This is a genomic window from Amorphoplanes friuliensis DSM 7358, assembly GCF_000494755.1.
GTDB classification, from domain to species: Bacteria; Actinomycetota; Actinomycetes; order Mycobacteriales; family Micromonosporaceae; genus Actinoplanes; species Actinoplanes friuliensis.
Genome location: NC_022657.1, coordinates 2,212,012 through 2,233,666 on the forward strand (window position 1 = coordinate 2,212,012; position 21,655 = coordinate 2,233,666).

Below are 21,655 nucleotides of genomic sequence, written 5' to 3' on the forward strand. Positions count from 1 at the left end.
CTTAGGGTCCGGCGGGGCATAGTCGATCGTGTGACTCGTCGACCTCTGCTCGTGACCGCCGGCTGGATCGGCGCCGCCGTGCTCGCCGTGCTGGTCGGGCTGGCCGCGATCAGCGTCATCGGCAACGGCCTGACCGGCTCCGAGGCCCGTCCGCTGAGCGCCGCGGAGGTCGCGGACGAGCTGGCGCGTCAGCAGGCCTCGGTGGTGGCGTCGGCCGTGCCCTCGGCGTCGGCCGGCACCGGTACGCGACCACCGGCCTCCCCGTCCACCACCGCGGGCACCCGCACCCTGCCGACCCGGGGCGGGACGGTTGTCGGCCGCTGCGCCGGCAGCCGCCCGGAGATCGTCAGCATGTCCCCGAAACAGGGCTTCGAGCTGCACGAACGCGACCGCGGCCCGCAGGACGGCGAGGCCGAGGGCGAGTTCCGCGGCCTCGCCGACAACCACGACCGGGTCAAGTTCGACGTCGTCTGCGCGGCCGGCCGCCCGGGTCTGGTGCTCGACCGGGAGGACTGACACCGGTGCGCGTTCGCACCACGGTGACCCGGACGGGGTGCCCGGCACCCGAGAATGGGCGGCGTGGATCTGGTCATCAGCCTCGACGGCACCGGCGAGAAGACGGTAGGTGTCTACCGCGCGCTGCGGGCGGCCATCGTGGACGGACGGTTGCCCGTCGGGCACCGGCTGCCGGCGACGCGGGTCCTGGCGGCCGATCTCGGGGTGGCGCGCAACAGCGTGGCCACCGCGTACGAGCGTCTGGTCGCCGAGGGTTACCTGGTGTCGCGCGTCGGCGCGGGGACGTACGTGGCACCCGTCCGTGACGCCCCGGCGCCGCGGCGGGTGGCGGCCGACCCGCTGCGGCCCCGCGCCGGCTGGACCTTCACGCCCCAGCCGACCAGCGGCGACACGCCCGCACCCCGGTACGACTTCCGCAGCGGGGTGCCGGACGCGCGGCTGTTCCCGTTCGACTCGTGGCGGCGGCTCGTCACGGCGGAGCTGCGGCTGCGGGCCAACAACCCCGGCGCGTACGCGACACCCGCCGGGCACCCGGCGCTGCGTGCGGCGATCGCGCGCTACGTCGGGTATTCGAGGTCGGTCCGGGCGAGCGAGGATGACGTGCTCGTCACCAACGGCACCCAGCACGCGCTGGACCTGATCGGCCGGGTGCTGCTGCGACCCGGTGACGTGGTGGCGGTCGAGGAGCCGGGTTATCCGCCCGCGCGGCGGTTGTTCGAGTCGCTGGGTGCGCGCGTGGTCGGCGTACCGGTGGATGAGCACGGCCTGGTGGTGGACGACCTGCCCGGCACCGCGCGGGTGGTCTATGCGACGCCGTCGCATCAGTTCCCGCTCGGCCGGGCGATGAGCCTGGGCCGGCGGCACGCCCTGCTGGACTGGGCGCGGCGGCGGCAGGTGGCGATCGTCGAGGACGACTACGACAGCGAGTTCCGCTTCTCGGCGCGTCCGCTGGAGCCGCTCCACAGCCTGGACACCGCCGGCCGGGTGCTCTACGTCGGCACCTTCTCCAAGAGCATGGTGCCCGGCGTGCGGACCGGTTTTGTGCTGGCGCCGGCCGGGTTGCGGGAGGCCCTGATCGCTGCCCGGCAGCTCGGGGACGGGTACGGCCAGGTCGCGGTGCAGGCGGCCCTGGCCCGCTTCATCGACGAGGGGCAGCTGGCCCGGCACGTGCGCCGCGCCGGCAAGGAGTACGCGGAACGCCACGCCCGGATCGTCGCGGCGCTCTCGGCCCATGACCGCCTGCAGGTCATCCCGTCGGCGGCAGGCCTGCACGTGACCGCGCTCGGGGCGAACTCCGCCGCGGTGGTGGCCGCCGCTGCCCGCCGCGGCGTGGAGCTCGACGACCTGGGCGCCTACGGCAGCGACTCGACCGGGTTCGTGTTCGGGTTCGGCGCGATCGATCCGGCGCTGCTCGACGAGGGACTGGCGATCTTCGGGGCCGTCCTGAGGGACACGTAGAGCACCGCGCCCGCCGCCACGGCCAGGCTGAGCAGGGCGGGCAGCCCGTTGAGCACCAGCAGTCCGAGCACGGCCACGAACGCAACACCGGCGCCGCGGCGCGACCAGCCCGCCGGGAGCAGCTTCAGGGCGGCTGCCGTGCCCAGCACGTAGACCAGCGTGAAGCAGCCGGTGACCAGCAGCATCGCGGTGTGCAGGTCGAGCGGGAGCAGCACCGAGGCGAGCCCGCCGAGCGTGACGAAGGCCAGTGACCTGCGCGGCGTGCCGACGAACCGGGCCGGGAGCGCACCGTCGCGGGTCAGCGCCACGCCCAGCCGGGAGGCCCCGGCCAGGTACGCGTTCACCGCCCCGATGGTCAGCAGCACGGCGACCACGGCGGTGAGCGGGCGTACCGGTCCGCCGACACCGACGGCGAGCAGGTCGGCCAGCGGCGCCGCGCTCGACCCGGCCGCCGGCCCGAGGACGAGGACGCTGGTCGCGGCAACGGCCAGGTAGAGCACGCCGACGATCAGCACGGCCGCTGCGGTCGCGCGGGGGACGTCCCGGCGCGGGTTGCGGTATTCGCCGGACAGCGACGACACGGCCTCCCAGCCGGCGAAGCCCCAGACCAGGATCGCGGCGGCGGCACCGACGCCGGCCCAGCCGTGCGGCGCGAACGGTGTCAGGTTGGCGAGCCGGGCGTGCGGCAGCGCGGCGACCACGGTGATCACCAGCAGGACCGCCAGCGTCGCGGCCAGGTAGAGCTGGACCCGGCCGGAGATCCGCAGGCCGAACCAGTTGAGCACGAAGACGACCGCCATGATCACGACAAATGTGGCGATGACGGTGGCCCGGCCGCCGCCGAGCACGTCGGCGACGTACCCGCCCGCGAAAGCGGCCGCCGGGGGAGCGCCCAGCGGCACGGCGAAGTAGAAGCACCAGCCGACCGCGGCGGCGGCACGGGACCCGAACGCCAGCCGGACGTAGGTGGACACGCCACCACCGTCCGGGTAGCGCGCGCCCAGGGCGGCGAAGGTCCAGGCCAGCGGCGCGGAGAGCAGGATCAGAGCGAGCCAGGCGAGCAACGAGGCCGGCCCGGCGACCGACGCGGCCAGCGCGGGCATCGAGATGACGCCGGTGCCCAGGACCGCGCCGACGCAGAGCGCGGTGCCTTGTGCGCGGGACAGCCCGCCGGTAGGTGTCATGCGCCTACCGTAGGCGGCTGATTGGACCTGCGTCTGGGCCAATCAGGCGGTGATCAGAGGAGCCAATTCAGAAGCCGAGCCGGGCGTTGGTCAGCTTCTCCACCGCGTCCGGATCGCCGGTCACGTCGACCTCGGCCACCCGCTGCCGGCCGGAGCTGAACAGGGCGAGCTCGCCCGGGTCGCCGGTGATCGTCGCGCGCGGTTCGCCGTCGCCGATGCGGACCGAGCCGTGGCCCGGCGCCTCGACCAGGACCGCGAAGCCGACCTTGCGCAGGGCCAGCCGGGCGGTCAGCTTGGCGGCGTTCCAGATCGCCTTCTGCTCACCCGGGTCCAGCTCACGGCGGGTGAAGCCGGGTGCGGCGCGGCGGACGTCCTCGTGGTGGATGAAGAACTCCACGGTGTTGCTCAGCGAGTCGACCAGCGGATTGCTCACCGGGCTCCACCAGGGCGGCGTACGGATCTCGTGGATGATCTCGGTGTAGGGCTGTGCGGCCTTGGCCAGGCGGACGTGCTCGCCGTGACCGGCCAGCGGCGGGATCAGCGCGCCGATCATCGCGTCCGGGCGGCGCTCGCGGACCACCAGGTGCGCGGCCAGGTCACGGGTCGTCCAGCCGACGCACACGGTCGGCACGTCCGGGCCCACCTCGAGGAGCAGGTCGGCCAGTTGCCGGCGTTCCGAGCGCGCATAGTCCGTCATACCCGGATCGTAGGGTGACCAGCGTCGCCCCGCCCGTCGGCGGTCCGGGGCTGCGCAGCGATGTAATGGTGGACACAATGTAAACCCGTGGTGTTTCGCGGGCGGTTCGGCAGGATGGACCGGTAAGGCCGGAACAGCCGGCACGGACTTACGTCAGGGCGATCATTTTGACCACGAGGGCCAGCCGGGACGTGCTGGGCCGGGGCCTGCGCGTGCTCGGCAGTGCGATCCGCACCGAACCCCGCCTCTTCACCATCGGCACCGTCGGCAGCAGCCTCTTCGGCCTGCTGGTCATCGCCAACTCCTACGTCGTGGGCTATGTCATCGGCCACGTCGTCGTGCCCGCGTTCGCCGAGAACCGCGCCGGCGCCGGTGAGCTGGGCCTGATCGCCGGCGCGTTCATCGGCATCGCGCTGCTGCGGGTGGCCAGCATCTTCGGCCGGCGACTAGGTGCGGGCTACATGCAATTCCGCCTCCAAGCGCGTTACCGCAGCGCCGTGACCCGGCGTTATCTCGCGCTGCCTCCGGCCTGGCACCAGCGGCACGCCACCGGCACCCTGCTGTCGAACGCGAACTCCGACGTCGAGGCCGCGTTCGTCCCGATCGCGCCGCTGCCGTTCGCCGTCGGCACGCTGGTGATGATCGCGGCCGCGATCGTCTCCCTCTTCTTCACCGACTGGGTGCTCGCGCTGGTCGGCGTCTGCCTCTTCCCGGCGCTGTTCCTGCTCAACCTGGTCTACTCGCGGCGCATGTCGCCCCGCCAGATCCGCGCTCAGCAGCTGCGCGGCAAGGTCAGCGCTGTCGCGCACGAGAGTTTCGACGGCGCGCTGGTCGTCAAGACGATGGGCCGCGAGGCCGACGAGTCGCGGCGCTTCGCCGTCCACGTGACCGAGCTGCGCGACGCGCTGATCTCTGTCGGGCGGCTGCGTGGTCTCTTCGACCCGCTGATGGACAGCCTGCCCAGCGTCGGCACGCTCGCCGTCCTGCTGCTCGGCGCGTACCGCCTGCAGTCCGGCGCGGTCAGCGTGGCCGAGCTGGTCAGCGTCGCGTTCCTCTTCACCGTGCTCGCCTTCCCGGTCCGCGCGATCGGCTGGGTCGTCGCCGAGCTGCCGCGCAGCGTGGCCGGCTGGGAGCGGGTCCAGGCCGTGCTCGGCGCCGAGGGCGACCTCGCCTACGGCACGTCCGCCCTCGAGCGCACCGGTCCGGCCGCCCTGACCTTCGACCGGGTCACCTTCTCGTACGCGACCGGAGGCGACGTCCTGCACGACGTCTCGTTCACCGTCCCCGCCGGCAAGACCGTGGCGCTGGTCGGGGCGACCGGCGCCGGCAAGTCGACGATCGCCTCGCTGGCGGTCCGGCTGGTCGACCCGGACAGCGGCAGCGTCCGCGCCGACGGCACACCGCTGCCCGAGCTGTCGGTGCCGGCGCTGGCGGAGACCACCGCGCTCGTGCCCCAGATCCCGTTCGTCTTCGACGACACCGTGCGCGGCAACGTCACCCTCGACCGCGACGGCCTCGACGACGAGGCGGCCTGGACTGCGCTGCGCCTCGCCCAGGCCGAAGGCTTCGTCGAGAAGCTCCCCGACGGCCTCGACACCGCGGTCGGCGAGCGGGGCACCTCGCTCTCCGGCGGCCAGCGGCAGCGGCTCACCCTGGCCCGGGCGCTGGCCGGACGCCCGCGGCTGCTCGTGCTCGACGACGCCACCAGCGCCGTCGACCCGCGGGTCGAAGCGGCGATCCTGGCCTCGCTGCGCGGGCACGACTCCGGCGCGTCGATCCTGGTCGTGGCCTACCGGCGGGCGACCATCGCGCTCGCCGACGAGGTGGTCTTCCTGGAGAACGGCCGCGTCGTCGCCACCGGCACCCACCATGACCTCCTGGCGACCCAGCCCGGTTACCTGGACCTGGTCACCGCGTACGAGCAGGCCGAGGCCGCCCGTGAGGACGAGAGTGTGATCGCGTGAGCACCGCCGTGCTGGAGAAGCCCGAGGAGGGCATGCTCGCCACCGTGCGGCGGGGGATCGCGCTCTCACCCGAGCTGCGTCCCGGCCTGATCGGCACCCTGGCGCTCGCCCTGGTCTCGATGGCCGGCCGGGTTGCCGTGCCGATCGCCATCCAGCAGGGCATCGACCGCGGCCTGCGCGCGCCCGGCGGCCCCGACCTCGGCGTCGTCACCCTGATCGTCTGTCTCACCCTCGCGGTCCTCGTCGTCTCGACCGCCTGCGGGTACGCCATGACGCGCCGGCTCTTCACCGTCAGCGAGACCGCCCTGGCGGCGCTGCGGTCGCGCACGTTCCGGCACATCCACGACCTCTCGATGCTGCACCAGCAGTCCGAGCGGCGCGGTTCACTGGTCTCGCGGGTCACCGGCGACGTCGACCAGATCACGCAGTTCCTGCAGACCGGCGGCGTGATGCTGCTGCTCACCTCCGGGCAGCTGGTCGTCACCACGATCGTCATGCTCGTCTACTCGTGGCAGCTCACGCTGGTGGTGTTCGCGGCGTTCCTGCCGGCGGTCATTGTCATCCGGCTGTTCCAGAAGAGGCTCGCCGGCGCCTACCGGGTCGTGCGCGAGCGCACCGGCACGATGCTCGGTGCGGTGGCCGAGAGTGTGGTCGGCGCGACGGTCATCCGGGCGTACGGCGTGGCGGGGCGGACCGAGAAGCGTCTCGACACGTCGATCGAGAGCCTGCGGGTGTCGCAACAGCGGGCCCTGCGTACCAGTGTCATCAGCTTCTCCACCGGTGAGATCGCCGCCGGTGTTGCGCTGGCCGCCGTGGTGGTCGTCGGGGTGCTGCTCGGCGTCGGCGGGGGCCTGACGGTCGGCAAGCTCACCGCGTTCCTGTTCCTGGTCACGCTCTTCATCCAGCCGGTGCAGATCGCGACCGAGGTCCTCAACGAGGCCCAGAACGCCGTGGCCGGCTGGCGCCGGGTGCTCGACGTGCTCGACATCGAGCCGGACGTGGCCGACCCGGACGCCCAGGGTGTGCCGCTGCCGCCGGGCCCGCTGTCGATCCGCTTCTCCGACGTCTCCTACCGCTATCCCGGCGGTCCGGTGGTGCTCGACGACGTCGACCTGGAGATCGCCGCGAAGACCAAGGTCGCGGTGGTCGGCGAGACCGGCAGCGGCAAGACGACCTTTGCCAAGCTGCTCACGCGTCTGATGGACCCCGCCGGTGGTGAGGTGCTGCTGTCCGGCACGCCGCTGACCTCGGTGCGGTTCACGTCGCTGCGGTCGCGGGTGGTCATGGTCCCGCAGGACGGCTTCCTCTTCGACGCCACCGTGGCGGAGAACATCCGCTTCGCCCAGCCCGGCCTGACCGACGAGGATCTCGAGCTGGCCTTCATCGAGCTCGGGCTCTCCGACTGGCTGGCCGGGCTGCCGCAGGGCGTCGAAACCCCGGTGGGCGAACGCGGCGAGGCGCTCAGCGTGGGGGAGCGGCAGCTGGTCGCGCTGGTCCGGGCGTACGTCGCGGACCCCGACCTGCTCGTGCTGGACGAGGCGACCAGTGCCGTCGACCCGGCCACGGAGGTGCGCCTGCAGCGGGCGCTCGACACCGTGACCCGCGGCCGGACCACGGTGGCCATCGCACACCGGCTCTCGACCGCCCAGTCGGCGGACGAGGTGATCGTCGTGGACGCGGGCCGCGTCGTGCAACGCGGCCCGCACTCCACCCTGATCCAGGACGAGGACTCGATCTACGCCAAGCTCTACGCGTCCTGGCTCGAGCAGACCCGCTGAACAGACCGGCTCAGCGGGCGTAGAACTCGACGACGAGCTGCTCGTCGCAGACGACCGGGACCTCGGTGCGCAGCGGCTTGCGGATCACCGTGGTGCGCAGGTCCTCCAGCACCGTCGACAGGTAGGGCGCGGTCGGGCCGTCGAGGTGGGCGCCGGTCGCGGCGATCTGGAACGGCGGCTTCTGCCGGCTGCTCTCGCGGACCTCGACGACCTGGCCGGGCTTGAGCCGGTAGGACGGGCGGTCGACCTTCTTGCCGTCGACGGTGAAGTGGCCGTGGGCGACGAGCTGGCGGGCCTGGTAGATCGTGCGGGCCAGGCCGGAGCGCTGCACCGTCGCGTCCAGGCGGCTCTCCAGCAGCTGCACCATGTTCTCGCCGGTCTTGCCCTCCTTGCGGTGGGCGTCGTCGTACGCCTTCCGCATCTGGGCCTCGCTGATGTTGTACTGGTGCCGCAGGCGCTGCTTCTCCAGCAGTCGGACCTGGTAGTCCGAGGCCTTGCGCCGGCCACGGCCGTGCACGCCGGGCGGGAACGGCCGCCGCTCGAAGTACTTCACGCACTTGCGCGTCAAAGGGATGCCGAGAGCCCGCGAGAGCCGGGCCTTGGGTCGGGAGTTGTTCACGGGCGATCTCACTTCGTTTCAGGGGTGCTGTACGGTTAGCCTGTCCTTACTAAGGACAGCCTAACCTGCGCCCGGAGGTACCTGACATGCAGCCCACCCACGCCGAGGTCGCCCGTACCCTCGCCGCAGGCCACCTGCCGGCCACCGCGCACATCGCGTGCCGGCAGGGCCCCTACCCGGTGCGGCACGTGGCCGACTCGCAGGGCCGGGTGCTGCTGCTCGCGCCGAGGAACGGCGCCCTGACCACGGCGCTGCGGCCGATGGAAGGCGCCGACGACACGGCGCTCGTGCTCGACATCAGCGACGTCCCGCCCGTGGCCGGCGCGCCGTCGCTCGGCCGGGTCTGGGTGGCCGGCTGGGCCGTCGCCCTCTCCGGGGACGAGGCCCGCGAGGCCGCCCTCGAGTACGCCGACACCGACCCGGCGTCCGACCTGCTCGACGTCGGCGACACCCAGGTCCTGCACCGCATGGACGTCGCCGAGGTGCGCTACGAACGCAACGGCGTACTGGCCGACGTCGACCCCGACGACTACGCCCTGGCCTCGCCGGACCCGCTGAGCGCGATCGAGTTCGACCTGATCGCCGACCTGTCCGACCACCACGTCGAGGAGATGGCCGGCTACGTCCGCCGTCAGCTCGGCCCGGCCGCCCGCCCCGGCGACGACCCGCGTGTCGTCCGCCTCGACCGCTACGGTTTTGTCGTCCGCCTCGGCGAGCGCCTGGCCCGCCTGTCCTTCCCGCGCCCGGTGGCCGACCGCCACGACCTGGCCCACCTGCTGCACCCGGTGCTCTGCCACCGCTGCACCAGCGAGCACGAGGCCGCCTGAGGTCGCTCAGAAAACGCCGGGCAGATCCTCCGTCAGGTACCGCTGGACGCTGGGCCCGATCGCCGCGACCAGCTGCTCCGCCGGTGCGGACGCCACCGGCTCGACCTTGAGGACGTAGCGCACCACGGCCAGCCCGGCGACCTGGGTCGCGACCAGGGCGGCCCGGACCGGCGCCTCCTCCTCGTCGATGCCGAGCTCGGCGACGGCCCGGCGCAGCACCTGCGTGACGATGAACTCGCGCATCAGCCGCGCCGTCCACTCGTTGCTCATCGCCGAGCGGATCAACGCGACCGCGGCGGTGCCGGCCGGTGAGTCCCAGACGCCGAGGATCAGCCGCACCAGCCGCTCACCGGCCTCGTCCCGCGGCCCGGCCAGCGCCTGCGGGATGATCTCGGCCGGGTCGACCGGCGAGTTCATACTGGCCAGGAAGAGCTTCTCCTTGGTGCCGAAATAGTGGTGCACCAGCGCCGGGTCGACCTGCGCCTCACCGGCGATGGCCCGGATCGAGGCCTTGTCGAAACCCCGCTCGGCGAAGACCTGACGGGCCGCCTCCAGGATGGACTGCTTGGTGTCCTGGTTGCCCGGACGCCGCCCGCTGCGCCGTACCAAAAACGCTCCTCGGTCAGGGGGTGCGACGCCGGAGCGTCGCCGCGGCCAGGACCAGCGCGACGATCGCCGCACCGGCCACGACCGTCAGGTCGCGCCACATCGTCGTGGTGGGGTCCGCGTGCGCGCCGACCTGGGCCAGCGCCTCGACGGCGTACGACAGCGGGAACACGTCCGCGACCGCCTGCAGCCAGCCCGCCATCTGCCCCCGCGGCACGAACAGCCCGCAGAGCAGCAGTTGCGGCACGACCACCACCGGTAGGAACTGTACGGCCTGGAACTCGGTGCGGGCGAAGGCGCTGCAGAACAGCCCGAGCGCCACCCCGAGCACGGCGTTGACCACGGCGATCAGCACGACCAGGCCGGCGCTGCCGACGGTGTCCAGCCCGAGCAGCCAGTACGCCGCCCCGACCGCAACACCGGCCTGGATCGCCGCGGCGACACCGAACGCCAGGCCGTAGCCGAAGAGCAGGTCGAGCTTGCCCAGCGGCGTGGTGAGCAGGCGTTCGAGGGTGCCGGTGGTCCGCTCGCGCAGCATCGCGATGCTGGTCACCAGAAACATGATCACGAACGGGAAGACCCCGAGCATGACCAGGGCAATCCGGTCGAAGGTGCTGCCGGCGTTGTCGTACATGAAATAGAGGAGGGTGAGCAGCAGGGCCGGCACCGCGACCAGCAACCCGACGGTCCGCCGGTCGTGCCGCAACTGCCGCAGGATCCGCGCCGCGGTCGAGAACGTGATCCGCAAATTCATGCTGTGCCCCCCTCAGGCATGCCCTTCTGGCCCTTCGCTCGCAAGCTCGCTTCGGTGCAGTCGGTCATGCCGCAACCCCTTCCCCGGTCCCGCGGATGAGCCGCAGGAAGGCTTCTTCCAGATCATCGGTACCCGCGGAGGCGCGGATCGCCGCGGGGGAGTCGTCGCCGATGAGGCGGCCCTCGCGGATGAGCAGGAGACGGTCGCAGCGGCCGGCCTCGTCCATGACGTGGCTGGAGACCAGCAGCGTGGTGCCCGCGGCGGCCAGGGCGTGGAACTTCGCCCACAGGTCCGCCCGAAGCACCGGGTCCTGGCCGACCGTGGGCTCGTCCAGCACCAGCAGGCGCGGCTGGCCGATCATCGCGCAGGCCAGCGACGCGCGGCTGCGCTGCCCGCCGGAGAGGTTGCCGACCAGCTGCCCGGCCGCACCGGCCAGTCCGACGTCGGCGATGGCCCGGTCGGCCTCGGGTGACGACAACCCGTAGAGGGAGGCGAAGTAGCGGGCGTTCTCCCGGACGGACAGGTCGGCGTAGACGCTGGGTGCCTGCGTCACGTAGCCGACGGTGCGCCGCAGCGTGGCCGAGCCCGCCGGCTCGCCGAGCACGGTGACCGTGCCCGACCGCACGACCTGCACCCCGACGACGGCCCGGATGAGTGTCGTCTTGCCGCTGCCGCTCGGCCCGAGCAGGCCCGCGACGCTGCCGGCCGGAACCGTGCAGCTGATCCCGTGCAACACGCGGCGCTTGCCGCGCTCGACCACGAGGTCCCGGACCTCGATGGCGCTGGTCATGATGCCCCCTTCAAGAACTCATCAAGTGATGAGTTCAACGCTAGATGAATTCCGCGGGCAGCACAATCGAGCACCAAAAAAGCCGCGATCCCCCTGGTGGGGAATCGCGGCTTCGGTGGTGGTGCTAGAGAGCGAGGATGCGGTCCAGGAACTCGCGGTAGCCACGCATCGCCATGCGCATGCTCTCGGTGTCCGGGGTGGCGGTGCCGCGCAGCGGGTCCAGGTCGTCGCGCTCGGCCAGCATCGACTCGGTCAGCTCGTGCACGGCCTCGGTGAGCAGGTCGTGGGCCCGGGTCAGGGCGGCCACCGGGTCGTCGACGAACTGTGCCTTGACCTCGTGCCACTCCGCCCGGAACTGCTCGCTGGCGGCGTCCTCCCAGAAGGTGATCGACGTTTCGTTCACGTCTCCCGGGCGCAGCGGGGCGTCGACGGCGTCGGACTCGGCGGTGCGGGCCGACCGGCGCCCGGCCGAGGCCTCGTTGGCGTCGTCGAGGTTCGCCGCCCGGCGCGGGGCCGGGGTGCGGAACTCGTCGTCGTCCTCCCGGCTGCGGCGCCCGCCGGCCGGGCTGACCGGCACCGCGGCGCTGCCGGAGGCGCCGGCACGAGGGCCGGTGGCCCAGCCGGTCGGCTCGAGCCGCGTCGGGACGTTGTCGGCGCTGGGGGCGTGCGGCACGGACCGGGTGGCCTGCGGCTGCTCACTGGTCGGCGCGGAGCCGGCCTGAGCGGCGGCAGCCTGAGCGGCGGCCGGCGGTGTGCTGACCGGGCGGCCCGGCATCGGCACGGGGACCTGCGCCGACCCCGTTGCTGACCCGGACCCCGCGGGCTGGGCGCTGACCGGGCGGCTCTGCTGCACCGGCGGCGCGCTGCTGGGCACCGGCGTGCCCGGGTCGAGCGGGTGGGCCTGGTCGAGCGGGTGGACCTGGTCCAGCGGGTGCACCGGCGCGGGCTGGGTGGTCTGCGACTGGGCGGCCTGCGACTGGACGACCTGCGACTGGGCGGCCGGGCTGCTCACCGGCGCGGAGCCGGACGCCTGCGGCGCGAACGGTGACGGTGCGAACGGCGTGGCGGGCGCGTCCTCCTCGGCCGGGGCGAACGGCGACCGGGCCGGGGCCGGGGTGTCGTTGCCGGTGGGCGCGAACGGCGACCGGGAACCCGGTCCCGCGTCACTGCCCATCGCGAACGGGGCCCGAGGCGCGGCCTCGTCACCACCCATGGCGAACGGCGGCCGCGGAGCTGGATCGGGTGCCGTGAACGGGCGCGGCGCGCCGTCGTCACCGGCCCCGAACGACGGGCGCGGTGCGTTGTCACCGGCTGCGAACGGCGGGCGCTGAGTGTTGTCGCCGGCTGCGAACGGCGGGCGCGGTGCGTTGTCACCGGCTGCGAACGGCGAGTGCGGTGCGTTGTCGCCGGCCGGGAACGGCGGACGGGGGGTGCCCTCGTCGCCGGACGGGGCGAACGGCGAGCGGGACCCCGGCGCCGGGCTGCTGCCCGGACCGGCCGCGCCGTTGGTGATCGGGGCGCCGCCGTGACGGGGACCGGCCTCGCCGTTGCGGTGACCGTTGGTCTCGGCGGGCGGGAAGCCGCCCTGGTTGGTCCAGCGGGAGCCGTTGGAACCGCCGAGCAGGGCGTCGGCCGGGCGGCGCGAGCCGAGGGCGACCATCTGCGTGTCGCTGGTCAGCGCCGGGTGCGGCCGGGCCGGAGCGAACGGGCTCTGCTCGTCGGCGCCGTGCTGATCATCCTGCGGCTGGGACTGCTGATCGCTCACCTGCGGGTGCTCCCCGGTCGGGCCGGCGGCGCCGGCTGGGTGGTCGGACGCGGGCGCCGCGGCGCCGGCTGCCCCGGGGGGCGCGTCCGGATCCTCATCGGACTGCCGCTGGGCCGGCGCGGGCGTCCCGTGGACCGGCCAGAAGCGGCCGAGGCCGCGTGACTGCCGGTTGTGGTCGGGCTCGGACGTCGGCTCCATCGGTTCAAGACTCCCGTTCCAGTGGCGGCGCGACCCGCACGCCCGAGGGCGGTGCGGACAGCGGGCGCGGCACCCGGGCAGGCACAGCGCACGACGACGGTACCGTCCAGAGCCGTCCGGTCACACCCCCGGTGCGGGTCCGTGACCGGATCGTGGGCTACAGGTACGCGCTGGTGGACGGTGAGGGCAGGTGCGGGACAATTGACGCTGTGCCCGCAACTGACCTTGTGAACGGACCTGTCTCCGCGCTGGACCCGGCCGTCGCCGCCCGTCTGCGCCGCTCCTCCGACGGCCTGGTGGCCGCGATCGTCCAGGAGGCCGGCACGGGTGACGTGCTGATGCTGGCGTGGATGGACGACGAGGCGCTGCACCGCACGCTGACCTCGGGCCGGGCCACCTACTGGTCCCGCAGCCGCCAGGAGTACTGGGTGAAGGGCGCCACGTCCGGCCACCACCAGTACGTGAAATCGGTCTCGCTGGACTGCGACGGCGACGCGCTGCTGGTCACGGTCGAGCAGGTCGGGGCGGCCTGCCACACCGGCACGCACACCTGCTTCTCCGACAACCTGCCCGTGACCGACGGAGAAGGGGCGCGCGCATGACGACCACCGGTGCGGTTTCACCCGATGAGGACGCCTTTGTCATGCAGGCCTCGCGGCGCCGGGTCGTGCCGGTCACCCGCCGGCTGCTGGCCGACGGCGAGACTCCGGTCGGTGTCTACCGCAAGCTGGCCGGCGGGCCGGGGACCTTCCTGCTCGAGTCGGCCGAGCAGGGTGCCGGCTCCGCCGCCTGGTCGCGCTACTCGTTCATCGGTGTCCGCAGTGCGGCCACGCTGGTCGAGCGCGACGGTCAGGCCGCCTGGCTGGGTAGCCCGCCTGACGGCGTACCGGTGGACGGGGATCCGGTGGTCGCCCTGCGGGAGACCGTCGCGGCCCTGGCCGCCCCTGAGGAGCCCGGTACGGGCGACGATCTCCCCCCGCTGACCGGAGGCATGGTCGGCTATCTCAGTTACGACCTGATCCGCCGCTTCGAGCGTCTGCCGGCGACCGCCACCGACGACGTGCCGCTGCCCGAGCTGGGCATGATGCTGGCGACCGACCTGGTCGTGCTGGACCACTACGACGGCTCGGCGATCCTGGTCGCCAACGCCGTCCTGCCCGCCGGGGCCGATGAGGCGGCGGCCCGCGCCGGTTATCACCAGGCGGTCGGGCGGCTCGACGCGATGACCACCGCGCTGTCGCGGCCCACCCCGCCGATGATCTCCACGGTCGAGCGGGTGCCGGCCGGTGAGGTGGTCAGCCGGACCGCGCCGGGCGACTACCAGAAGGCGGTCGAGACGGCCAAGGAGGCGATCCGGGCGGGGGAGTGCTTCCAGATCGTCGTCGCGCAGCGTTTCGAGCGGCCCACCGACGCCGACCCGCTGGACGTCTACCGGGTGCTGCGGGCGACCAACCCGAGCCCGTACATGTACCTGCTGCGTTTCGACGACTTCGACATCGTCGGCTCGTCGCCCGAGGCACACCTCAAGGTCAGCGCCGAGGAGGGCGGGGTGCGCCGCGCCCTGCTGCACCCGATCGCCGGCACCCGGTGGCGCGGTGCCACGCCCGAGCAGGACAACGCGCTCGCGGCCGAACTGCTGGCCGACCCCAAGGAACGCTCCGAGCACGTGATGCTGGTCGACCTGGGCCGCAACGACCTGGGCCGGGTCTGCCGGGCGGGCACGGTCGAGGTGCCCGACTTCGCCCGCATCGAGCGGTACAGCCACGTCATGCACATCGTCTCGACCGTGGTCGGTGAGCTGCGCGAGGACCGGACGGCGTTCGACGCCCTGGCCGCGACGTTCCCGGCGGGCACACTCTCCGGCGCGCCCAAGGTCCGGGCCATGGAGATCATCGAGAGCCTCGAGCCCACCCGCCGAGGCCTGTACGGCGGCACGGTCGGCTACTTCGGCTTCGCGGGCGACATGGACATGGCGATCGCGATCCGCACCGCACTGCTGCGGAACGGTACGGCCTACGTCGGCGCCGGTGCGGGCATCGTGGCCGACTCCGATCCGGCCGCCGAGGAGCAGGAGACCCGCAACAAGGCCGCCGCAGTCCTGGCCGCGATCGCCGCCGCCGAGACTTTGCGCGCGGCCCGCTGATGACACCCCGGCGCCGGTTGACCTCGACCGTGCTGTTCTGCCTGGCGGGCGCCGGGCTCGCGGTGTACGCCGTCACGCGTACCTGGTCGGAGGTCGTGACCGAACGGCCCGGACTGTCCGCGCTGAGGGCGATCCGGACGGGCGCGGACCTGGAGCCGTGGGTCATCGGCCTGGCACTGGTGGCCCTGGCCGGTGCGGGCGCGCTGCTGGCCACCCGCGGGATCGTGCGCCGGGTGCTCGGCGGGCTGCTGGCCCTGGCCGGGCTGGGTGTCGCCGCGGGCGCGATCGCGGGACGAGCCGGCCTCGACACCGGCTCGGCGGGTGCGGGCGGTGTGATCTGGCCGGTGCTGTGCGTGCTGGGTGGTCTGCTGATCGTGCTCGGCGGCCTGTCAGCTGTCCGCTACGGCCACGAGTGGCCGGCGATGGGTGCGCGTTACGAGCGCCGTGTCAGTGCCGACCAGGTGGAGGTCGATCAGCGGGTGGACACCAGAGCGGTCTGGGAAGCCCTCGACCGCGGGGACGATCCGACCGCGCGCTGATCGGTGCGCGGACGGGCGGCCAGCGCGGCGACCATCGCGTCCATGTCGGCGCGGGCCTGGGCCCGGGCCCGGTCGGCGCAGATCGCGGCCCACGCGTTGCCCTGAGCGGTGCGCACGTTGGCGTCACCGACCACACGGCGCTCGACACCGGCGACAAGATCCGCGGCCGCCGCGACAACAGCGCGGGAGACGGCGACGAATCCAACCTCTGCAGCAGCCATGGTCACTCCATGTCTCGAACCGGGATATGTCTCGAACCGGGGGCCGGCGTTCCGCGACGCCGCGGACCAGTTTGCCCGACGCTGATGATGCCGGAGTCGTATTTCCGAACCGTGACGCCACCGTCAACGCCGGATGGGGTCAGCCGATCATCCAGGGGGTCCCAGCTAGCCGCGAGAGACGCAGGAGGAGGATGTGACCGAGGAGACACATGCCACCCGGCAGGGCATTATGCCGCAGCCCATCTCGTGAGGCGCGCCATACCCCGGGGGGCTGGACCTGTCGGCGGCCACCTAGCATCGGGCCGAGGACACCCGGAGAGGGGAGTCATTAGGTGACATCCGATCAGGCTGAAGCGGGCAGTGGCGGACCCGCGGAGCGTGGTGCGGGACCGCAGAACGTGCTCGAGGAGATCCTCGCCGGAGTGCGCGAGGACGTCGCGGCCCGGCAGGAACAGCTCTCGCTGGAGCAGGTGCGTGATCTCGCGGCGGCGGCTCCGCCCGCGATCGACGCGTACGCGGCCCTGCGCAAGCCCGGCGTGGCGGTGATCGCGGAGGTCAAGCGGTCGTCGCCGTCGAAGGGCGCGCTGGCTGACATCCCGGACCCGGCGGAGCTCGCCGGTGAGTACGCGGCGGGTGGCGCCCGCTGCATCAGCGTGCTCACCGAGGGCCGCTGGTTCGGCGGTTCGCTGGAGGACCTGGCCGCGGTGCGTGCTGCCGTGCAGGTGCCGGTGCTGCGCAAGGACTTCGTCGTCTCCAGCTACCAGATCCACGAGGCGCGGGCGCACGGCGCGGACCTCGTCCTGCTCATCGTGGCGGCCCTGGAGCAGAACGTGCTCATGGGCCTGCTCGAGCGCATCGAGTCGCTGGGCATGACGGCCCTCGTCGAGGTGCACAACGAGGAGGAGGCCGACCGGGCCCTGGACGCGGGGGCTCAGGTGATCGGCGTCAACGCCCGTGACCTGCGCACCCTCGAGGTGGACCGGTCCGTCTTCGAGCGGATCGCACCGGGCCTGCCCAACAACGTCGTGAAGATCGCCGAGTCCGGCGTGCGGGGCCCGCACGACCTGATCCGGTACGCGTCGGCCGGCGCGGACGCCGTGCTGGTCGGTGAGGGTCTGGTGACCAAGAAGAGCCCGCGTGACGCCGTCGCCGAGCTCGTCAACGCCGGTAACCACCCGGCGACACCCCGGCCCGTGCGATGAGCGCGCCGGTCCTGCCGGACCTCGCCGGGCACTTCGGCCGGTACGGCGGACGTTTTGTCCCCGAGGCGCTGGTCCGTGCGCTCGACGAGCTCGACGCGGCGTACCGGACGGCGAAGACCGACCCGGTCTTCCAGGAGCGGTTCACGGGTCTGCTGCGTGACTACGCGGGCACCCCGTCGCTGCTCTACAAGGCCGACCGGCTCTCCGCCGCGATCGGCGCCGAGGTGCTGCTCAAGCGCGAGGACCTGAACCACACGGGCGCCCACAAGGTGCGCAACGTGCTGGGTCAGGCCCTGCTGGCCAAGCAGATGGGCAAGCCGCGGGTCATCGCCGAGACCGGCGCCGGGCAGCACGGTGTCGCCAGTGCCACGGCGGCCGCGCTGCTCGACCTCGAGTGTGTGGTCTACATGGGCGAGATGGACACCGAGCGGCAGGCGCTGAACGTCGCGCGCATGCGCATGCTCGGCGCCACCGTGATCCCGGTGACGAACGGTTCACGCACGCTCAAGGACGCGCTCAACGAGGCCCTGCGCGACTGGGTCTCCAGCGTCGACACCACGCACTACCTGCTGGGCACCGCCGCCGGACCGCACCCGTTCCCGGAGATCGTCCGCGACTTCGTGGGCGGCATCGGCATCGAGGCGCGCGCCCAGTGCCTGGAGAAGATCGGCCGGCTGCCCGACGCGGTCGCGGCCTGCGTCGGCGGTGGCTCCAACGCCATCGGCATCTTCCACGCGTTCGTCCCCGACGAGTCCGTGCGCCTGTTCGGCTTCGAGGCCGGCGGTGACGGCGTCGAGACCGGGCGGCACGCCGCGTCCATCACCGGCGGCTCGGCGGGTGTGCTCCACGGCGCCCGCACGTACGTGCTGCAGGACGAGGACGGCCAGACGGTCGAGTCGCACTCGATCTCGGCGGGCCTGGACTACCCGGGTGTCGGCCCGGAGCACGCCTGGCTGCACGACACCGGCCGCGCGGTCTACGAGCCCGTCACCGACGACGAGGCGATGGCCGCGTTCCAGCTGCTGTGCCGCACCGAGGGCATCATCCCGGCGATCGAGAGCGCGCACGCCCTGGCCGGCGCCGCGCGCATCGTGCCGCGGCTGACCGAGGAGCTCGGCCGGACGCCGACGATCGTCATCAACCTGTCCGGCCGCGGTGACAAGGACGTGCACACCGCGGGCGCCTACTTCGGCATCCTCGACGAGGTCGAGACGATCGTTCCGGGGGAGAATTCTTGAGCATCTCCGAGACCTTCGGCAAGGCGAAGGCCGAGGGGCGGGCGGTGCTCGTCGGCTGCATGCCCGCGGGCTTCCCGACCGTCGACGACAGCATCAAGTCGATGGTCGCCATGGCCGAGGCGGGCTGTGACGTCATCGAGGTCGAGCTGCCGTACTCCGACCCGGTCATGGACGGCCCGGTCATCCAGAAGGCCAGCGACATCGCGCTCGCCGCGGGTGTCCGCACCAAGGACACGCTGCGCATCATCGAGGCGGTCGCGAACGCGGGCGCCACGGTCGTGCTGATGACCTACTGGAACCCCGTCGAGAAGTACGGCGTGGACGCGTTCGCCCGCGACCTCGCCGCGGCCGGCGCGACCGGCATGATCACGCCGGACCTCATCCCGGACGAGGCCCAGGAGTGGATCGCCGCCGCCGACCGGTACGCGATCGACCGCACCTTCCTCGTCTCGCCGTCCTCGACCGACGACCGGCTGGCGATGACCGTCAACCAGTGCCGCGGTTTCGTCTACGCGACCGCGTTGATGGGCGTCACCGGTGCCCGCACGCAGGTCTCGTCGCAGGCGCCGGAGCTCGTCGAGCGGATCCGCGCGGTGGACCCGGAGATGCCGGTCGGTGTCGGTCTGGGTGTCGGCACGGGCGCCCAGGCGGCCGAGGTGGCCGCGTTCGCCGACGGTGTGATCGTCGGCAGCGCCCTGATCCGGTGCGTCCTGGACGCTCCCGACCGGGGCACCGGGCTGGACCGGCTCCGCGCGCTCAGTGCCGAGCTCGCAGAAGGTGTCCGGGCGGCACGGTCCTGATGCTTGCTGTGTCAGCTTCCGGCGGTAGGGTGCCCGCGTGAACATGGCCGCCATCCCCAGCCCCACGACCTCGGTCTGGCACCTCCTCGGACTGCCGATCCGGGCGTACGCCCTCTGCATCGTCGCGGGCATCGTCGTCGGTGTCCTCGTCATGGAGTACAGGTTGCGGCGCCGCGGTGTCGCACCGTGGGCCTCGCTGGACATGGCGGTGTGGGCGGTGCCGTTCGGCATCATCGGCGCCCGGATCTACCACGTGATCACCTCCCCGGGTGAGTACTTCGGCTCCGGCGGCGACCCGATCCGCATCTTCCAGATCTGGGAGGGCGGTCTCGGCATCTGGGGTGCCGTCGCCGGTGGCGCGCTCGGCGCCTGGCTCGCCGCCCGCCAGCTCGGACTCCCGCTGAGCGTCTTCGCCGACGCGGCCGCCCCGGCGCTGCCGTTGTCGCAGGCGATCGGCCGCATCGGCAACTGGTTCAACAACGAGCTCTACGGCGCCGTCACGAGCCTGCCGTGGGGTCTGCGGGTCCACGACATGGACCGGTCCAACCCGGGTCACGCCACCGTCATCGACGGCAAGGCCGTGACCCTGCCGGACCTCTACCACCCGACGTTCCTCTACGAGCTGATCTGGAACGTCGGTGTCGCCGGGCTGGTCTTCCTGCTCGACCGCAAGTTCAAGTTCGGGCGCGGCCGGGCGTTCGCGGTCTACGTGATGGCCTACACCGTGGGTCGCGGCTGGATCGAGATGCTGCGCGTCGACGACGCCAACCACTTCTTCGGCATCCGCCTCAACGTCTTCACCTCGGTCATCGTCTTCCTCGGCGCGCTGATCTACTTCCTGCTGGTCAAGGGCCCCCGCGAGTACGTCGTCCCGATCGACGCGCCCGACACCGCGCCCGAGCCGGCCGCGGAGAGCGACGTGTCCCAGGTCGACGTCGGGAGCGGCCCGGCGGTGGCCAAGACCCCGAAGGCCTACCAGGTGGTCAGCGAAGACCGCTTCCACGAGTACGAACGCACGGGCGCGCTGCCCCCGGCCGAGCCCGTGACCGTACCTGCCGACGAGCCCGCGGACACCGGCGACGACAAGTCGTCCGCGTCCGCCTCCGCCGACGAGCACTGACCGCCCGGCCCCGGCGGACGGCGGCGGCGTGCGGACGGCCGTGGTGGTCGGAGCCGGCATGGCCGGTCTGGCCACCGCCGGTGCCCTGGCCCGTGACGGCTGGCAGGTGACCCTGCTCGAACGCGGTGAACGTGTCGCCGCGTCCCCGACGGCCCTGGTGCTCTGGCCCAACGGGCGCCGGGCCCTCGAGGCCATCGACCCGGACGGCGGCTGGTCGGCGATCGTGTCGCCGCTGCCCGACGGCGGCGTCCGCCGGCCCGACGGCCAGTGGCTCGTCGCGCCGCGCGCCCGCCCCGGCGCGGGTCCGGGCCCGGCGGTCGTGCACCTGGAGGATCTGTACGACGCCCTCGTGGCCGGGCTCGGCGACCGCGTCGACATCCGTACCGGCTTCGAGATCACCACCGTGCGCACCGGCCGCGCCCAGCGACCGTCCGTCGGGGACGGCCGCACCTACTTCGAGGCCGACCTGCTGGTCGCCGCCGACGGCATCGACAGCACCGTCCGCCGCGCGCTCGCACCGGAGGCCGCAGCCGTCGGGTCCGGCTTCGCCGCCTGGCAGGCGGTCATCCCCGGCTACCGTGTGCCGGACCTCCCCGCCGATCAGGCCGTCGGTGGCGAGACACTCGGCGCCGGCTACCGCTTCGTCTCGATGCCGCTCGGTGAGCGTGCCGCCGGTCGTGGCGGCGTCTACTGGGTCGCCACCGCCGCGGGCGCACCCCGGCCCGAGCCCGCCGCGACCCAGCTCGCCCTGCTACGTCGCTGGTTCGCGAGCTGGCACGCGCCGGTCGGCGCGCTGCTCGCGGCGACCCGGCCCGAGGACCTGGTCCCGCAGGAGGTCCGGGAGTTGCGACCCCTGCCCCGTTCCTACGGCTTTCGATCCGGTACGGGCGGAGTGGTCCTGATCGGTGACGCCGCCCACGCGATGCCCCACCACCTCGGGCAGGGCGCGTGCCTGGCGTTCGAGGACGCGGCGACACTGCGGTCGCTGGTCGCCGACTGCCCGACCGGCGCGGCCCTCGGTGCGGCCGTGGAGGAGTACGACCGGGCCCGCCGGCCGCGCACGGCCAGTGTGGTCCGGCAGACCCGGCGGATGTCGGCGGTCGTGCAGGCACGGGGACGCCTGGCGTTGCGGGCGCGCAACGCGGCACTCGGCTCGCTGCGCCCCCGGATCCTCGGCCACGACCACGGCCTGACCGCCGACTGGCAACCCCCGGACCCGAAAACCACCTAGGGCGG

The 21,655-nt window shown here is 72.9% G+C and carries 21 protein-coding genes; 13 read left to right on the forward strand and 8 right to left on the reverse strand.

Annotation, left to right across the window (positions count from 1 at the left end; genetic code table 11):
- Positions 1 to 30: 30 nt before the first annotated feature.
- Positions 31 to 516 (forward strand): hypothetical protein, encoded by a 486-nt coding sequence (locus AFR_RS10330; protein ID WP_238547260.1) that lies wholly within the window; start codon positions 31 to 33, stop codon positions 514 to 516.
- A 63-nt stretch (positions 517 to 579) separates the two neighbouring features.
- The gene (gene pdxR, locus AFR_RS10335; protein WP_041840758.1) at positions 580 to 1,974 is read left to right on the forward strand and encodes a MocR-like pyridoxine biosynthesis transcription factor PdxR; all 1,395 of its coding nucleotides are present in this window, start codon (positions 580 to 582) and stop codon (positions 1,972 to 1,974) included.
- Here the strand turns inward: pdxR and AFR_RS10340 are convergent.
- Together AFR_RS10340 and AFR_RS10345 are read right to left on the reverse strand one after the other, a co-directional pair.
- Positions 1,869 to 3,158 carry an APC family permease gene (locus AFR_RS10340; protein WP_023360114.1) on the reverse strand — a complete coding sequence of 430 codons (1,290 nt, stop codon included), beginning with the start codon at positions 3,156 to 3,158 and terminating at the stop codon, positions 1,869 to 1,871. The two genes, pdxR and AFR_RS10340, sit on opposite strands and share 106 nt — an antisense overlap.
- A gap of 67 nt (positions 3,159 to 3,225) precedes the next feature.
- Complete coding sequence (locus AFR_RS10345) at positions 3,226 to 3,855, reverse strand: TIGR03085 family metal-binding protein (RefSeq protein WP_023360116.1); 630 nt, start codon at positions 3,853 to 3,855, stop codon at positions 3,226 to 3,228.
- Positions 3,856 to 4,022: 167 nt separating this feature from the next.
- Here AFR_RS10345 and AFR_RS10350 point away from each other — a divergent pair, with 167 nt between their 5' ends.
- Together AFR_RS10350 and AFR_RS10355 are read left to right on the forward strand one after the other, a co-directional pair.
- Positions 4,023 to 5,819 (forward strand): ABC transporter ATP-binding protein, encoded by a 1,797-nt coding sequence (locus AFR_RS10350; protein WP_052359353.1) that lies wholly within the window; start codon positions 4,023 to 4,025, stop codon positions 5,817 to 5,819.
- A gap of 32 nt (positions 5,820 to 5,851) precedes the next feature.
- A complete protein-coding gene (locus tag AFR_RS10355; RefSeq protein ID WP_052359681.1) occupies positions 5,852 to 7,597 on the forward strand; it encodes an ABC transporter ATP-binding protein in 1,746 nt (581 codons plus the stop codon).
- 10 nt (positions 7,598 to 7,607) lie between these two features.
- Here AFR_RS10355 and rpsD read toward each other — a convergent pair whose 3' ends face one another.
- The gene (rpsD, locus tag AFR_RS10360) at positions 7,608 to 8,216 is read right to left on the reverse strand and encodes a 30S ribosomal protein S4 (RefSeq protein ID WP_023360122.1); all 609 of its coding nucleotides are present in this window, start codon (positions 8,214 to 8,216) and stop codon (positions 7,608 to 7,610) included.
- 86 nt (positions 8,217 to 8,302) lie between these two features.
- Here rpsD and AFR_RS10365 point away from each other — a divergent pair, with 86 nt between their 5' ends.
- On the forward strand, positions 8,303 to 9,043 hold the full coding sequence (locus tag AFR_RS10365) for a DUF2470 domain-containing protein (RefSeq protein ID WP_023360124.1): 741 nt from the start codon (positions 8,303 to 8,305) through the stop codon (positions 9,041 to 9,043).
- A 6-nt stretch (positions 9,044 to 9,049) separates the two neighbouring features.
- Here AFR_RS10365 and AFR_RS10370 read toward each other — a convergent pair whose 3' ends face one another.
- From AFR_RS10370 to AFR_RS10385, 4 genes are all read right to left on the reverse strand, one after another.
- A complete protein-coding gene (locus AFR_RS10370) occupies positions 9,050 to 9,652 on the reverse strand; it encodes a TetR/AcrR family transcriptional regulator (protein ID WP_023360126.1) in 603 nt (200 codons plus the stop codon).
- 13 nt (positions 9,653 to 9,665) lie between these two features.
- Positions 9,666 to 10,403, reverse strand: coding sequence for an ABC transporter permease (locus AFR_RS10375; protein ID WP_023360128.1), 738 nt, complete (start codon positions 10,401 to 10,403; stop codon positions 9,666 to 9,668).
- 64 nt (positions 10,404 to 10,467) lie between these two features.
- Entirely contained in the window at positions 10,468 to 11,193 is a 726-nt protein-coding gene (locus AFR_RS10380) for an ABC transporter ATP-binding protein (protein WP_023360130.1), read from the reverse strand.
- 124 nt (positions 11,194 to 11,317) lie between these two features.
- Entirely contained in the window at positions 11,318 to 13,156 is a 1,839-nt protein-coding gene (locus AFR_RS10385) for a hypothetical protein (RefSeq protein ID WP_023360132.1), read from the reverse strand.
- A gap of 200 nt (positions 13,157 to 13,356) precedes the next feature.
- Here AFR_RS10385 and hisI point away from each other — a divergent pair, with 200 nt between their 5' ends.
- Genes hisI through AFR_RS10400 form a run of 3 tightly spaced genes read left to right on the forward strand, consistent with a single transcriptional unit; the run spans position 13,357 to position 15,838 of the window.
- Positions 13,357 to 13,758 (forward strand): phosphoribosyl-AMP cyclohydrolase, encoded by a 402-nt coding sequence (hisI, locus tag AFR_RS10390; protein WP_041841993.1) that lies wholly within the window; start codon positions 13,357 to 13,359, stop codon positions 13,756 to 13,758.
- Entirely contained in the window at positions 13,755 to 15,299 is a 1,545-nt protein-coding gene (locus AFR_RS10395) for an anthranilate synthase component I (RefSeq protein WP_023360136.1), read from the forward strand. Before hisI ends, AFR_RS10395 begins: the two co-directional genes overlap by 4 nt.
- Complete coding sequence (locus tag AFR_RS10400; protein ID WP_041840759.1) at positions 15,299 to 15,838, forward strand: Trp biosynthesis-associated membrane protein; 540 nt, start codon at positions 15,299 to 15,301, stop codon at positions 15,836 to 15,838. Before AFR_RS10395 ends, AFR_RS10400 begins: the two co-directional genes overlap by 1 nt.
- Here AFR_RS10400 and AFR_RS44985 read toward each other — a convergent pair.
- Positions 15,772 to 16,059 carry a hypothetical protein gene (locus tag AFR_RS44985; protein ID WP_084297961.1) on the reverse strand — a complete coding sequence of 96 codons (288 nt, stop codon included), beginning with the start codon at positions 16,057 to 16,059 and terminating at the stop codon, positions 15,772 to 15,774. The two genes, AFR_RS10400 and AFR_RS44985, sit on opposite strands and share 67 nt — an antisense overlap.
- Positions 16,060 to 16,457: 398 nt before the next feature.
- On the opposite strand from AFR_RS44985, the gene trpC reads away from it, so the two are divergent.
- Genes trpC through AFR_RS10425 form a run of 5 tightly spaced genes read left to right on the forward strand, consistent with a single transcriptional unit; the run spans position 16,458 to position 21,650 of the window.
- The gene (gene trpC, locus AFR_RS10405) at positions 16,458 to 17,261 is read left to right on the forward strand and encodes an indole-3-glycerol phosphate synthase TrpC (RefSeq protein WP_023360142.1); all 804 of its coding nucleotides are present in this window, start codon (positions 16,458 to 16,460) and stop codon (positions 17,259 to 17,261) included.
- On the forward strand, positions 17,258 to 18,499 hold the full coding sequence (trpB, locus tag AFR_RS10410; RefSeq protein WP_023360144.1) for a tryptophan synthase subunit beta: 1,242 nt from the start codon (positions 17,258 to 17,260) through the stop codon (positions 18,497 to 18,499). Before trpC ends, trpB begins: the two co-directional genes overlap by 4 nt.
- Complete coding sequence (trpA, locus tag AFR_RS10415) at positions 18,496 to 19,299, forward strand: tryptophan synthase subunit alpha (RefSeq protein WP_023360146.1); 804 nt, start codon at positions 18,496 to 18,498, stop codon at positions 19,297 to 19,299. The genes trpB and trpA overlap by 4 nt, the downstream gene beginning before the upstream one ends.
- Before the next feature lie 43 nt (positions 19,300 to 19,342).
- The gene (gene lgt / locus AFR_RS10420) at positions 19,343 to 20,419 is read left to right on the forward strand and encodes a prolipoprotein diacylglyceryl transferase (RefSeq protein ID WP_041841994.1); all 1,077 of its coding nucleotides are present in this window, start codon (positions 19,343 to 19,345) and stop codon (positions 20,417 to 20,419) included.
- Between the two features lie 28 nt (positions 20,420 to 20,447).
- Positions 20,448 to 21,650 (forward strand): FAD-dependent oxidoreductase, encoded by a 1,203-nt coding sequence (locus AFR_RS10425; RefSeq protein ID WP_023360149.1) that lies wholly within the window; start codon positions 20,448 to 20,450, stop codon positions 21,648 to 21,650.
- Positions 21,651 to 21,655: the final 5 nt, after the last annotated feature.